This window comes from Mycobacterium sp. NPDC050853 (assembly GCF_040653875.1).
Classification (GTDB): domain Bacteria; phylum Actinomycetota; class Actinomycetes; order Mycobacteriales; family Mycobacteriaceae; genus Mycobacterium.
The window spans coordinates 1029068-1042936 of sequence record NZ_JBFAGW010000001.1 but is presented as its reverse complement, the minus strand read 5'-3'; the positions used below and the strand labels follow the sequence as shown (position 1 = coordinate 1042936).

General features: G+C 62.4%; 14 protein-coding genes. 9 read left to right on the top strand and 5 right to left on the bottom strand.

Features of this window, described 5'->3' with window-relative positions:
* The first annotated feature begins 7 nt into the window (after positions 1 to 7).
* Genes AB0H22_RS05125 through AB0H22_RS05090 form a run of 8 tightly spaced genes read left to right on the top strand, consistent with a single transcriptional unit; the run spans position 8 to position 8586 of the window.
* Positions 8 to 1210, top strand: coding sequence for an MCE family protein (locus AB0H22_RS05125; RefSeq protein ID WP_358145178.1), 1203 nt, complete (start codon positions 8 to 10; stop codon positions 1208 to 1210).
* Positions 1211 to 2248, top strand: a complete 1038-nt coding sequence (locus AB0H22_RS05120; protein WP_358145176.1) for an MCE family protein — start codon at positions 1211 to 1213, stop codon at positions 2246 to 2248.
* Positions 2241 to 3299 (top strand): MCE family protein, encoded by a 1059-nt coding sequence (locus AB0H22_RS05115; RefSeq protein ID WP_358145174.1) that lies wholly within the window; start codon positions 2241 to 2243, stop codon positions 3297 to 3299. The genes AB0H22_RS05120 and AB0H22_RS05115 overlap by 8 nt, the downstream gene beginning before the upstream one ends.
* The gene (locus AB0H22_RS05110; protein ID WP_180748979.1) at positions 3296 to 4693 is read left to right on the top strand and encodes an MCE family protein; all 1398 of its coding nucleotides are present in this window, start codon (positions 3296 to 3298) and stop codon (positions 4691 to 4693) included. Before AB0H22_RS05115 ends, AB0H22_RS05110 begins: the two co-directional genes overlap by 4 nt.
* Positions 4690 to 5856, top strand: a complete 1167-nt coding sequence (locus AB0H22_RS05105) for an MCE family protein (RefSeq protein ID WP_180748978.1) — start codon at positions 4690 to 4692, stop codon at positions 5854 to 5856. Before AB0H22_RS05110 ends, AB0H22_RS05105 begins: the two co-directional genes overlap by 4 nt.
* Positions 5856 to 7379: an MCE family protein gene (locus AB0H22_RS05100; RefSeq protein ID WP_180748977.1), complete on the top strand. Its 1524-nt coding sequence runs from the start codon at positions 5856 to 5858 to the stop codon at positions 7377 to 7379. Before AB0H22_RS05105 ends, AB0H22_RS05100 begins: the two co-directional genes overlap by 1 nt.
* An 11-nt stretch (positions 7380 to 7390) precedes the next feature.
* The gene (locus AB0H22_RS05095) at positions 7391 to 8104 is read left to right on the top strand and encodes a mammalian cell entry protein (RefSeq protein WP_358145171.1); all 714 of its coding nucleotides are present in this window, start codon (positions 7391 to 7393) and stop codon (positions 8102 to 8104) included.
* Positions 8083 to 8586 carry a mammalian cell entry protein gene (locus AB0H22_RS05090; protein WP_180748975.1) on the top strand — a complete coding sequence of 168 codons (504 nt, stop codon included), beginning with the start codon at positions 8083 to 8085 and terminating at the stop codon, positions 8584 to 8586. Before AB0H22_RS05095 ends, AB0H22_RS05090 begins: the two co-directional genes overlap by 22 nt.
* On the opposite strand, the gene AB0H22_RS05085 is transcribed toward AB0H22_RS05090, so the two are convergent.
* Both AB0H22_RS05085 and AB0H22_RS05080 read right to left on the bottom strand, forming a co-directional pair.
* On the bottom strand, positions 8583 to 10094 hold the full coding sequence (locus AB0H22_RS05085; RefSeq protein WP_180748974.1) for a trehalose-6-phosphate synthase: 1512 nt from the start codon (positions 10092 to 10094) through the stop codon (positions 8583 to 8585). The two genes, AB0H22_RS05090 and AB0H22_RS05085, sit on opposite strands and share 4 nt — an antisense overlap.
* 25 nt (positions 10095 to 10119) lie before the next feature.
* Positions 10120 to 10284, bottom strand: coding sequence for a hypothetical protein (locus tag AB0H22_RS05080; protein WP_180748973.1), 165 nt, complete (start codon positions 10282 to 10284; stop codon positions 10120 to 10122).
* Positions 10285 to 10360: 76 nt separating this feature from the next.
* Between AB0H22_RS05080 and AB0H22_RS05075 the strand changes: the two genes are divergently transcribed.
* The gene (locus AB0H22_RS05075; RefSeq protein WP_180748972.1) at positions 10361 to 10717 is read left to right on the top strand and encodes a cupin domain-containing protein; all 357 of its coding nucleotides are present in this window, start codon (positions 10361 to 10363) and stop codon (positions 10715 to 10717) included.
* A gap of 176 nt (positions 10718 to 10893) precedes the next feature.
* On the opposite strand, the gene AB0H22_RS05070 is transcribed toward AB0H22_RS05075, so the two are convergent.
* The 3 genes from AB0H22_RS05070 to AB0H22_RS05060 form a co-directional block, all read right to left on the bottom strand.
* Entirely contained in the window at positions 10894 to 12687 is a 1794-nt protein-coding gene (locus tag AB0H22_RS05070) for a PE-PPE domain-containing protein (RefSeq protein WP_358145168.1), read from the bottom strand.
* A gap of 231 nt (positions 12688 to 12918) precedes the next feature.
* Positions 12919 to 13362 carry an SRPBCC family protein gene (locus tag AB0H22_RS05065; protein WP_180749743.1) on the bottom strand — a complete coding sequence of 148 codons (444 nt, stop codon included), beginning with the start codon at positions 13360 to 13362 and terminating at the stop codon, positions 12919 to 12921.
* 25 nt (positions 13363 to 13387) lie between these two features.
* Complete coding sequence (locus AB0H22_RS05060; RefSeq protein ID WP_180748970.1) at positions 13388 to 13747, bottom strand: metalloregulator ArsR/SmtB family transcription factor; 360 nt, start codon at positions 13745 to 13747, stop codon at positions 13388 to 13390.
* Positions 13748 to 13869 lie beyond the last annotated feature (122 nt).

Here is a 13869-nt window from a genome sequence, read left to right as displayed (position 1 = left end):
GGACCAGATGTCATCCGCAGACTCATCGCGTCGATCCGTCCGGCTTGCCGGCACGGTGTTGGCTGCGCTGCTGGTGGGGTTCACCGCGCTGACCTATTTCGCTTACAACGACGCCTTTTCGGATACCAAGTCCATCACCGTCGTCTCGCCGCGGGCCGGTCTGGTGATGGAGGAGGGCGGCAAGGTCAAGTTCCATGGCCTGCAGATCGGCAAGGTCAAGTCGATCACCTATGCCAACGAGCAGGCGAAGCTGGAACTCGCCGTCAACACCAAAGACCTCAGGTTGATTCCGTCGAACGCCACTGTCCGCATCGCGGGTACCACGGTGTTCGGCGCCAAGTCGGTGGAATTCCTCGCTCCGCAACAGCCTTCGGATTCATCGCTGCGACCGGGTGCGACGGTGACCGCCGAGTCGGTGGCCCTCGAAGTCAACACCGTGTTCGAGAACCTCGCCCGATTGCTCGGCAAGATCGACCCGGTCAACCTCAACGCCACCCTGACCGCCGTCGGTGAAGGATTGCGCGGGAACGGGGACAACTTCGGGCAGGGCCTTGTTGAGCTCGATCAATACCTGGATCAGCTGAATCCGAAACTTCCTGTGCTGCAGCAAGATTTCCAGAAGGCCGCGCAGGTGGGACAGATCTACGGCGACTCCGCGCAGGACATCGTGCGCATCCTCGACAATGTGCCTACCCTGAGCCGCACGATCGTCGACCAGCAGCAGGACCTCAAGCAGACGCTGCTGGCCGCCATCGGGTTGGGCAATAACGGATACGAAACCCTTGCCCCCGCAGAGAAAGACCTCACGGCGGCGCTGCAGCGGTTACGGGCCCCCACCACACTGCTCGGCAGGTACTCGCCGGAAATTCCCTGCACGCTGCAGGCGATCTCCAAAGCGCTGGTGACCTTCACACCGCTGATCGGCGGCGTTCGGCCAGGTCTGTTCCTGAGCAACAGTTTTCCGTTGGGTGCGCCGGTATACACGTATCCGGACAGCCTGCCCATCGTGAACGGCTCAGGCGGACCCAATTGCCGTGGCCTACCGAATATTCCGACGAAGGCGCAGAACGGTTCCTGGTACCGATCGCCCTTCCTGGTGACCGATAACGCCTACATCCCGTACAAGCCGGTGGAAGAACTGCAAGTCAACGCTCCCGACACCCTGCAGTACCTCTACAACGGCTCCTTCGCGAAGCGAAGTGAGTTCTAAATGAGCAACAGAAGCACACAGGTCAAGGTCATCGTCTTCACCGTGGTCATGCTGCTGGTGGCGGCGGGTCTGATCATCACCTTCGGTGAGTTTCGGTTCGGTGCGGGCAAGCGCTATCACGCAATCTTCACCACGGCATCCGATTTGAGATCCGGGCAGAAGGTCCGCATTGCCGGCGTCCCGGTGGGGCGCGTCAAGGATGTGTCTCTCAGCCGGGACAACAATGTCGACGTCACCTTCGACGTCGATTCGAAATACCAGCTCTACAGCTCTAGCCGGGCGATCATCAGGTACGAGAACCTGGTCGGCGACCGGTATCTGGAGATCTCCTCAGGTCCTGGAGAGCTGCGCAAGCTGCCCGACGGCGGAACGCTCGACAAGGAGCACACCCAGCCCGCCCTCGATCTGGATGCGCTACTCGGCGGACTTCGGCCGGTGGTCAAGGGATTCGACGCCGCGAAGGTCAACGAGATCAGCAACGCGTTCATTCAGATCCTGCAGGGCCAGGGTGGGACGCTTTCCCAATTGCTGGGCGACACCTCCTCATTCACCTCAGGACTGGCCGAACGCGATCAGCTGATCGGCGATGTGATCAACCATTTGAACGAAGTGCTTGCCACCCTCGATTCGAAGAGCAGCCAGTTCTCATCGAGCGTCGATCAGCTGCAGCAGCTGGTCTCCGGCTTGGCACAACAACGCGACGTGATTGCCGGCGCCTTGCCGCCGCTTGCTTCGACGGCCTCATCGCTGGAATCGGTGCTCAAGGACACCCGCCCGTATATCAAGGGCACCATCGAACAAACGCGCCAGCTGGCCACCCGGATGGACGAGCGTAAGGCCGATATCAACGTCGTCGTCGAGAACTTGGCCGAGAACTACCTGCGGCTCAACGCTCTTGGCGCCTACGGATCCTTCTTCAACATCTTTTACTGCTCCATCCGGATCAAGGTCAACGGACCCGTCGGAACCGATTGGTTGATCCCGTTTGGTGGACCGCCCGACCCATCGAAGGGCAGGTGTTCCTTCAAGAATGAGTGACATAGGGGAGAAAGATCCGGTACGGACCGGCATCTTCGGTATCGCCGCGGTGACGATGGTGGTGCTCGTCGCCTTCGGCTACACGGGCCTGCCCTTCTGGCCGCAAGGCAGGGAGTACACCGGGTATTTCGCGGACTCCGGAGGCATCGAGGCGGGCGGCAACGTCTTCGTCTCGGGCATCAAGGTGGGTCAAGTTAAGAATGTGTCCTTGACGGGCAACAAGGTTCGTGTGACCTTCACGGTGGATCGTTCCATCCATCTCGGCGACCAGTCACTGGCCGCGATCAGGACCAGCACCGTGCTGGGCGAGAAATCGGTTTCGGTCACCCCGCTTGGGTCGGGTCGCATCACCGAGATCCCGCTTGGTCGCACCACGACTCCGTACACGCTCAACACCGCGCTGAGCGACCTGGGCGGAGCCGCTGAGGGGATAGACAAGGCGCAGCTGGACCAGTCGCTGCAGGTCCTTACCGACGCGATGCGTGATGCCACACCGCAATTGCGTGGCGCTCTGGACGGTGTCGCTTCCCTGTCGCGCACGCTGAACGCCCGCGATGCCGCGCTCGAACAACTATTGGCGCGCGCCAAATCGGTCAGTGGGATCCTGTCCGAACGTGCCGGGCAGGTGAACAAGCTTGTCACCGACGGCAATCAACTGTTCGCCGCGCTCGATGAGCGACGTCTGGCCATCAGTGAGCTGATCAACCGAGTCCAGGGACTCTCGCAGCAGATCAGCGGATTCGTGGCCGATAACCGCCAAGAGTTTCGGCCCACCATGGAGAAGCTGGGCGTGGTGCTGGACGATCTGCTCCAGCGGAAGGCGCACATCAGCGAGGCACTCAAACGCCTACCCGGATACGGCACAGCCCTTGGTGAGGTTGTGTCCTCTGGACCGGGCTTCCACGTCAACGTTTACGGCTTCCCGCCCGCCACGCTGACCGCCGTCATGTTCGACACCTACTTCCAGCCCGGCAAGCTGCCTGCCAGCCTCTCGGACTACCTGAACGGTCTGATCGGTGAACGCCAAGTGATGAGGCCGAAATCGCCATGACAGCATCAAAGACTTGGCTCAAGCGGAGCGCCTTCGCGATGCTTGCCGTCGCTCTGGTGGGCGGCCTGCTGTATTGGGTGTGGCCCAGCCGCGGGACGCACAAACTCGTCGGTCACTTCACCTCTGCCATCGCGCTGTACCCGGGCGATGATGTTCGGATTCTCGGCGTGAAGGCCGGGCGCATTAGCGCCGTCGAGCCGCGTGAAGGTGACGTGAAGGTCACCATGGAGATCCCCGACGAGTTCAAGGTGCCTCAGGGGGCTCAAGCGATCATCATGGCCCCGAACCTGGTGAGTGCCAGGTTTGTTCAGCTGACCCCTGCCTACACCGAGGGGCCGGCGCTGGGCGACGGGGCGTCGTTGGGGCTGGATAAGACCGCGGTCCCGATCGAGTGGGACGAGGTCAAGACCGAACTGGCCAAGCTCAGCGATAGCTTGGGGCCACAAGGCGAATCTAAAGGTCCGGTAAGCGATTTCATCAACCAGGCGGCCAGCACTTTCGACGGCAACGGTGACTCGTTCCGCAATTCGGTCCGTGAGCTCTCACAAGCGGCCGGGCGGCTGGGGGACTCGCGCACGGATCTGTTCGGCACCATCAAGAACCTTCAGGTGCTGGTAGATGCATTGGCGAACTCCAACGAGCAAGTCGTACAGTTCAGCACCCATCTGGCGTCGGTCTCCAAGGTGCTGGCGGCCAGCACCGAGAACCTCGGTCCCACCCTTGGCGCGCTCAACCAGGCACTCACCGATGTGCGAGGTTTCCTGGGAGACACCAACTCCGCGCTCATTGACTCGGTGAACAAACTGAGCGATTTCGTGAAGATCTTCTCCGACCAGAGCGACGACGTCGAGCAGATCCTCCACGTCGCACCGAACGGCCTCGCCAACTTCTACAACATCTACAACCCGGCAGCCGGCACGTTGAACGGAATGCTCTCGATTCCGAACCTGGCCAATCCGGTTCAGTTCATCTGCGGTGGTGTGTTCGAAACAGGTACCAAGACCGAGTATCTGAAGCGGGCCGAGATCTGCCGTGAACGGATGGGTCCCGTGCTGCGCCGCGCGACCTTCAACTACGCCCCGATCCTGCTGCACCCGATCAACCAGATCTCGGCGTACAAGGGACAGATCATCTACGACACCCCCGAGACCGAAGCGAAGTCCGAGGCGCCGCGTGAGGACCTGGTCTGGGTTCGCCCCAACGGCGCGCCGCCGCCGCCCAAGCCGTCACCCCAGGACCTCAGCGCACTGATGCTCGGGCCCGATGAGGTCAACGCACCGCCGCCTCCCGGTACAGAACTGCGTCCCGCTGAGCCGGGGCCGGTGCCACCGGGATTCCCCGCAGCTCCAGCGGCGGATCAGGCAACGCCCATGATTCCGGGAGCGCCACGATGAGCCGAAACATATTGCGTGGCATGGCGCTCAGTGTTGGTGTCGCCGTAGTCGCGAGCGGATGTCAGTTCAATGGGCTCAACTCGCTGACTCTTCCGGGAACTGCAGGACACGGCTCACACTCCTACACGATCACCGTCGAACTACCCGATGTCACCACGTTGCCGCAGAACTCCCCGGTCATGGTGGACGACGTCACTGTGGGCAGTGTCTCCGGTATCGATGCCGCCCAAAAACCCGATGGGTCTTGGTATGCGGCGGTCAAGGTGGCATTGGGCCCGCAAGTCCAGCTGCCGGCCAATGCTGTTGCGAAGGTCGCCCAGACCAGTCTTCTCGGCTCGCAGCACATCGAGCTGGCCGCCCCCACTGCGGAGCCCGCGGAGGGGCGGTTGAAGGGTGGCGCGACCATTCCGCTGAGTCGGACCGGTAAGTACCCCAGCACCGAAGAGGTGCTGTCTGCATTGTCCGTCGTGGTGAACAAGGGCAATCTCGGTGCGATACAAGACATCACGGACGAGGCCTACAACATGTTCAAGGGGCGCACCGGGAACCTGACCCAGGTGCTGCCCAAGCTTGCCACGCTGATCTCCTCGCTGAACGCTCAGCGCGGTGACATCGTTTCGGCGATCGAGGGCATCGACAAGTTCTCGCGAGTCCTGGCTGAGCACAAGGAAAGCCTTGGGCGTGCAATCGATTCGATCGAGCCCGCGCTGAAGGTGCTCAACGAGAACCGCGCCAATATCGTGGAGGCGTTCCGTTCGGTAGGAAACCTCGCGAAGGTCACCGACCGGGTGCTCCGGACCGCAAAAGAAGATCTCGTCGCCGATCTCAAGGGGCTGTACCCGGTGGTTCGGGCATTGGCAGAGAACCGCGACGTATTGATCGACTCCCTCGACCTGCTGCCCACGTTCCCGTTCAGCACCAAGTACCTGAGGAACGCGGTGCGCGGCGACTATCTCAACGTGTTCGTGACGTTCGATCTGACCGCACGGCGCCTGGGTGAAACGCTTTTCACCACATCGTTCTTCGATCCGAACATGCAGCATTTCAACGACGTTGTGAACCCGCCGGAATGGCTGATCGGATCGATGGCCAACCTGAACGGCAAGGAGACCAGCCCGTTCGATTTGCCTGCACCGGCCGCTCCGCAGGGAGGTGGTCGCTGATGGAGAAACTGATCAAGACGCAGTTGGTGATCTTCGCCGTGGTAACGGTGATCAGCGTGGCCCTGATGGCCATCTTCTATCTGCGGTTGCCGTCGGCCCTCGGTATCGGCAATCACGAGGTAAAGGCAAAATTCGTCGCGACGGGCGGCTTGTACGAGAACGCGAACGTCACCTACCGCGGTGTGCAGATCGGCCGCGTGACCAACGTTGAGCTGACTCCTGAGGGCGTTACCGCCAACATGCGGCTCAACGACAATGTGAAGGTGCCGGGCAATGTCCTGGCCGCTGTCAAGAGCGTGTCCGCCATCGGTGAGCAGTACGTGGATCTGACCCCGCCTCCCACGGGTGCGGCCGGGAGTCTCCGTCACGGCGATGTCATCGGTACCGACCGCACCTCCATTCCCACCGACGTCTCCACCTTGTTGCGTCAGGCGGACGGCCTGGTGAACACCGTGGCCGATACCCGGCTGCGCGAGGTGCTGGCCGAGGCATTCAAGGCGTTCAACGGATCCGGTCAGGAGCTTTCCCGGCTGATCGATTCATCACGGCTGCTGATCCAAGAGGCCAACACCAACTACGACAGCACCACCAAATTGATCGATCAGGTGGGGCCGCTGCTGGACGCCCAGATCCGCAGCGGTGACAACATCCGCGGTGGCGTGTCCAGTCTGGCGGCGTTGACTGATCATTTCGTCAAGGCCGATCCGCAGCTGCGGCAGTTCCTCAAGGTGGCGCCGGGCGCTGCCGAGCAAGCCTCCGAACTGTTCGCGGGTATCCGTCCGTCGTTCCCGGTCCTCGCGGCGAGCCTGGCCAATTTGGGTCGTGTCGGCGTTATCTACAACAAGTCGATCGAGCAGTCACTGGTGATTCTCCCGGCGCTGTTCTCGGCGCTGTTGACCGTGGCGGGTGGTGCGCCGATGGACGAGGGCGCGAAGTTGGACTTCCGGCTGAACCTGGGTGATCCGCCGCCGTGCCTGACCGGTTTCGTGCCGCCGCCGCTGATGCGCACCCCGGCCGATGAGACGCTGCGCGAACTGCCCAACGACATGTACTGCAAGACCGCACAGAACGATCCGAGCGCGGTGCGCGGTGCCAGGAACTACCCGTGCCAGGAATTCCCCGGTAAGCGGGCACCGACCATTCAGCTGTGCCGCGATCCGCGCGGATACGTGCCGATCGGCACTAACCCGTGGCGTGGCCCGCCGGTACCGTACGGCACCCCGGTGGAGGATCCTCGGAACATCCTGCCGCCCAATAAGTTCCCGAACATCCCGCCGGATGCCGAGCCGGACCCGGGTACACCGACACTGCTGCCGCCGCCGGCACCGGCACCGCCGCAGGTGGCGGGCGATGCGACGCCGGTGGCAGCGAAATCGGAGCCGATGGTCGCCCGTGCCTATGATCCGAAGAGCGGCGTCTTTCTCGACGGCAATAATCAGCCAAGCGTCTATGCGCCCGCGCTGGACCGTGGCAGTGAGGCGGAGACGTGGGCGGATCTGATGTTGGGGCCGAAGCCGGTATGACCCAAGAAGATATGACCCAAGAAGATATGACGGAGCCACCGCAGCCTGATGGTCTTCGCGCAAGTGGCTCATCATCGGTGACCCGGCGCCGGGCGGCTCGACCTGCCGGCCCGACGGGTGAGATCGGTGCCGAGCCCATCAGTGTTTCGTTGGGCCGCACCGAGGCCCGGTCGAAACCCGAGCCCTCCGTTGCGGCTTCACGGCGTACCGGTAACGCGCGCGCGGTGGCCCGGGTCGCGGCGGTGGCCGCGGTAGTGCTCATCGGTGCCTTAGGGGTGGCGGTAGCGCTCATGGGCCGCGCTCAGCATCGCGATGACCTTCAGGCCGCGCGCGATCAGCGGTTCGTAGACACCGCCGTGCAGACGGTGACGAACATGATGACTTACGGCCAGGACAGCATTGACAAGAATGTCGACCAGTTCGTTAACAGCACCAGCGGACCGTTGCGGGGCACGTTCAACCCCGACAACACTGCCAATCTCAAAGCGCTGTACCACCAAACCGGGTCCAGCTCGGAGGTGGTGATCAAGAAGGCGAGCCTGGAGACTGTCGACGAGGTGAGCAAGAAGGCCTCGATACTCATCTCCGCGCGCGTGACCCTCACCAACGCCGACTCGGGGGTCAACGAGCCCTCCAAGTCGTACCGCATGCGGATGATCGTCGCCGAGGATCAGCAGGGCAACATGACGGCGTATGACCTGCGGTGGCCGGACGGGCAGAGCTGATGCGCTGGTTGACAAGAGTATTCGTCGCGACCGTGGTGCTCGCCGTGATCGGGTTGTCGGCCGTCGCAGGCGGAATGTACTGGCACAGGGTCGACACGAAGGCCAGTCGGGCCGCCGGTGAAACACTGATCAAGCAGGCCGGCAAGCAGGTTGGAAGTATCTTCGGATACGACTACCAGACCGTCGAACGCAGTCTCGACCAACAGTACGCGGGGCTGACTCCTGAGTACCGGCGCGAGTTCCAAGACAAGGCCAACAGGGAGATCATCCCGCAGGCCAAACAGCGCAAGATCGTCAGCCAGACAAGCATCGTAGGTACCGGAATCATTGCCGCACATAGAGACTCGGCGCAGGTGGTGGTGTACATGAACCGCACCATCACCGACCAGTCGCGCACTCCGGTGTACGACTCGTCGTCGATTCAGGTGAACTATGAGCGTGTCGGCGACAAGTGGTTGATCGCCTACATCACGCCACTCTAGAGAGGCTCGCCGCCCAATACCGCGGGCTGCTCCGGTGCGATCGAGTCACCGGTGGCGGGAGTCGCCAGCGCCTCGAGAAATGCGCGCGCCCACCGATCCACGTCGTGAGCGAGTACCTGGCGGCGTAGCGCCCGCATCCGGCGCCGCCCTTCCTCCGGGGCCTGGTTGAGCGCAGACTCGATACCGTCCTTCACGCCGTCGATATCGTGCGGATTGACCAGGTATGCCTGGCGTAATTCCGCTGCGGCGCCTGTGAATTCGGAGAGGATCAGCGAGCCGCCCAGATCGCTGCGGCAGGCGACGTACTCCTTGGCCACCAGGTTCATACCGTCACGCAGGGGTGTCACCAACATGACATCGGCGGCGACGAAGAATGCAATGAGATCCTCGCGCGGCACCGGTCGATGCAGGTAATGCACCACCGGATGTCCGACTTCGCCGAACTCTCCGTTGATGTGACCCACCTGCTGTTCCACATCGCCGCGCATCTTCTTGTAGCTCTCGACGCGTTCGCGACTGGGGGTGGCGAGCTGGACGAATACCGTGTCCCGGCTGCTGGCTCTGCCCTCGGCGAGTAGTTCCTCGTAGGCGTGCAGTCGAATATCGATGCCCTTGGTGTAGTCGAGCCTGTCCACGCCCAGCAGGATCTTGCGCGGTCCACCGAGCTCGGCGCGAATCTCCTTGGCGCGCTGGCGTATCTGCTTGCTGCGGGACACATTGTCGAGCTGCGTCGAGTCGATGGAGATGGGAAATGCGCCCACTTTCACCGTGCGGAAGCCCACTCGGATCTCGCCGAACCGCGAGCGCACACCGATGGAGGCGCGAGATGTGCTGGCGCCCACCAATCTTCGCGCTAAGTACATGAAGTTCTGGGCACCGCCGGCCAGATGGAATCCGATGAGGTCGGCGCCCAGTAGGCCGTCGACGATCTCGGTGCGCCACGGCATCTGCATGAACAGCTCGACGGGCGGGAAGGGGATATGTAGAAAGAAGCCGATGGTCAGATCGGGGCGCAGCATGCGAAGCATCTTGGGCACCAGCTGGAGCTGATAGTCCTGCACCCAGATTGTGGCGCCCTCCGCTGCGACTGCCGCGGTTGCCTCCGCGAACTTGCGGTTGACGTCGACGTAGGTCTGCCACCACTCGCGGTGATATTCCGGTTTGACGATCACATCGTGATAAAGCGGCCACAGGGTGGCGTTGGAGAAGCCTTCGTAGTACTCGGCGACTTCTTCGGTGGAGAGGCGCACCGAGTAGAGGACCATGTCGTCCTCTGAGACCGGCTCGACGTCGGTGTCGGGGACCCCGGGCCAGCCCACCCAGGCGCCGCGGCGCTTGCGTAGCAGCGGCTCCATCGCGGTGACGAGCCCACCGGGGCTGCGCTTCCAGCTATTGGAGCCGTCGGGCAGCTTCACTAGGTCGATCGGGAGGCGATTGGCGACGACGACGAAGTCGGAGGTGCCGGCAATAGCCTCTACCGGCGATCGTTCATCCGATCGAGGCTTCATTGATTCCTAAATGGAAACGTATCTGCTACGCGTCGACCTTGGTTGGCCCGATACCCAGCATCGCGAGCAGCATGCGGCATTCATCGGCATCGTTGGCGTAGGCGGCGACGACGCGCTGCGCCTGATGTGCAGTCTCGTCGGCCAGCGGCTCGAATTCTTCGTCGGCGGCCGGTTCGGTCTTGGCTGGCATACACCCAGTCTAGGCGACGAATGGTCGGCGGCCCACACGAGGAATGCCCAGACGGCCGGATCGGGTTGCTCCGCACATGACGACGCTCCAGGGTGATCCTGCTCAGTTCGGTCCCAATGCGCCGGGATACGCGTGGAAATCGGCTGCCGATGTCGAGCCGATCGAACTCTTTCCGGGGGTGACCATTCAACCGCTCTGGGAGGGTGAGAATGGTGCGAAAGCGCTGATCACGACCATCGCGCCCGGAGCGGTATGGGTGGGAGAGGACCACCATCGCCCCGGGCCGGAGGAGGTGTACGTCGTCTCCGGGGTGCTCAATGACGGGGTCAACGATTACCCCGCGGGCACCTTCCTGCATGCACCCGCGGCGTCTTGGCACATTCCCCAGTCTGAGCAGGGCTGCGTGCTTTTCCTCTTCTATCCCGAGGGGTGATGTTTGACTTGCCCCGGTGCGGAACGCGGGGGTTGTGATCTGGCTGATTTGTGCGGTGGCTCTCGGTGCCTGTGCCGAGCCTCCGCGGCAGGATCCCAGGCCGCTGACGCTCGAACCGCACCACCGGACGGTTTCCGATCGCGACCGATGACGCCGCTGATGCCGTGCGGGTGGCACTAGGCCGCGTTGCTCGCTGAGCGGCCGCCGCCGGAGTTCGAGTGATCGCCCGAGTTGGAGTGGTCACTCGGGTTGGCGTGGCTGGGGGATCCGGAGTCACTGGCGTTTCCGGTGTCACCTGTTCCCTTGTTGGTGCTCGTGTTCGGGCCGGTGTTTGTGTCGGTGCCACCAGTGGTGGTGGTGCTGGGTGTCTTGCTGATACCCAGGCCCGGAATCGACTTGAGGCTGTCTCTGATTGACGGGAGTTTCGGGTTCTTCGGGGTCGTCCCGGACTGTGACGCAGGAAGTTTTGGAAGTCGCAGGGTGGGCTTTGTGGTGTTCGTCGGTTTGTCGGTGTCCTTGACGGACGTCAGCGTGGGCTTTTGATCGGGCTTCTCATCGGCCTTTGCTTCCGGCTTGGTTTCAGGCTTCGCCTCGGTCGTCGGCGCGGAGGCCGTACCGGTTACGGCGGGGGTGGCGTTCACGATTTCCGGCGTCGTCCGTGTGGTGGCGCTGACTGCGATGGCGGTGGGATCGGGGACTTTGGTCGGCGCCGGGGGAGTGGTCGGCTCGGATGTGGTGAGGGTGAGGACCGGCGCCTTGGGGGCCTCGGGTGCGGGTTTCTGGGCTGCGGGTGGCGTGGCCTTCGCTGGGTCCGCAGGGGGATTGGCGGGCTTGTCGGCCGGTGCGGGTTGCTTGGGAGCCGAGCCGGTCAGTCCGTTCTGGAAGTTCTCGGCGCCTTCCTCGATGGCGCCGGGGAGCTTCTTGAATGCGTCGATGATGTTCTTAGTTGGGGTGAAGAGGCTGAACGGTTTTACGGTGCCCGGGCTGGTCTCGCGGTCGTAGGCCATGTCGATGAACACCCGCAGGGTGGGTTCGATGGCATCGAGCACGAAGGAGGCGCCTATCGGATTGGTGAGAGCGCGCAGCGGCTGCAGCAGCGGGAGGTGTTCGGTATGCACCACGTAGTAGGTGGATGTGGAGCCGTTCGCGTTGGCGATAACGGTCTTGGTCGTGCCATCTTCGTAGTGGAACGTGGTCTTGTTGCCTTCCGTCTGGGTTTTATCCGGAATGGCGTCGGCGTTGTCGTACTTGTTCAGATCGGTGTTGTCGTAGAACTGGTCAGGATGTGTATACGGAAATGCCACAAGGGCATTGGCGACGGCGAGCGGATTGAAGTATGCGGGGAAGTCGCCGATGGTGTCGTACTCGTTGGTGACGTCCGTCGTAGTGAAGATGCCTGGTTTCGCAGGCTCGGTCGAGTAGATGTCCATGAACGGAATCCAGATACCTGGGAGGCGGGCCAGAATGCCCCCGTTGGGCTTGTAAGCGTTAGAGATCAGGACGAATTTGATGTCCGGGTTTCCCTCAGGCCCGTACTGCTTTCCGAGGTCCTTGCGTGACTCGTTGACGACTACAGCACCGAGTGAATAGCCAACGATGACCTTCTCCCCTGGATGCGTTGCGATTTCTTGAGCAAGTGCGGTGTGCCCTTCCGTGACAGATTGGCGAAAGGTCTTGTCTTGCAGACTGTCGACGGGCCACATCGTCCCCGGATATGCGACGGGGACGTACGTATCGGAGGACGAGTTGTAGAAGCCGTCGAGGCCACCGAGCTTGGCGGGAATGTTCGCACTCGGGCCATCACCACGGCCGCCGACTCCGATGACATAGGACACGAGCGTCGAGGCGATGGTTCGCGACTCTATTGCGACTGGTGCCAGGACGGTGCATGTCGCCGCCACCGCGGCAGCAGTCGCTATCGAGCGCTTGAGTGAGCGACGTTTCCCCAAAACAGAATGCTGCGCAGCCATACCAAGCCCTCCCGTGGCAACATTCGGCGCCGATGCCGAATGCGGTGGCCTGAGAGTAGAAAGGGCAAAGCTTTTTCGCCATAGCCTGAACGGTCAAAACGGGCAATCGGCGCAAATTTGCCACTACACGTGTAGTTGGCGCTGATCTGCGATTTTAGGTAGCTTTGCGTAGTCAAATTAACTGGCTGGCCCCTGGTTGCCCGGCTGTGGGCGGGCAAATTTTGTGAGAGTTCAGCCGAGTATCGCCGCGTACCCGTCGTTGAGGCGTTGCCAGTCGTGTTCCATGGCGCCCATGCTGACCACTCGGCCACGCGGTTTCCCGTCAACGGCGAGGGTGAGCGTGTCCAGGCAGATATGCCAACCGCCGGCGTTTCCGGAGGCATTGCCGCGATCGGACATCGAATGCTCCAGGGTGAGTCGGCATCCGGTTTCCGTGGGTTCGATTCGCCAGCGCAGAGTGTCGTCGGGACCCCAGCGGTGGATGAGCTCGCGCGGTGGATCGACGGTGAGTACTTCGCCGTCGAGCACCGGATCGGCCGAGGTTTCCTGAACGTGCGCGGCCCCCACGGAATCCAGTGGACGATCGGGTACGGCGGGTGACCACTGGCGCAGTTTGTCGGGGTCGACGAGCCAGCGCCAGACCTTCTCCGGCGGGTGGTGCAAGTCGCGGGACATGGCGAGAACCCACTTGCCCTCGTGGTCATCGCAGGGGGCGAGGGTAGCGGCCAGGGGATTGGTCACGGTCATCTTCTTCCTTGTCGTCATCGCTGTCGATGAGAAATGTCAGGCGGTCGAGCGCATTGGCCCACTTGCGGTGATAGGGCGTCACCCACGCCAGCACGGCGGGCAGGGGATCTTCGGCCAAGTGGTAGACGCGATGTTTTCCGGCGACCTCCACTCGCACCGTGCCGGCGTCGCGTAGGACGCCGAGGTGCTTGGACACCAGGGACTGTGAAAGGTCGAGCCGCTCGATCAATGTCGTGACATCGGCTGCCCCTTCACGAAGGGTGTCGATGATCCGGCGCCGGGTCGGATCTGCGATCACCATGAAGGCGTCCATGGATTCATATCACCATAAAGTCATATGAATATCAAGGGATATGTTCCCCGCTGCCCGAGAGAACATCTGCGCAGACATCGGCCGAATAACACCGTGTGTGAATGTCCACTCGGCCCGGGGCA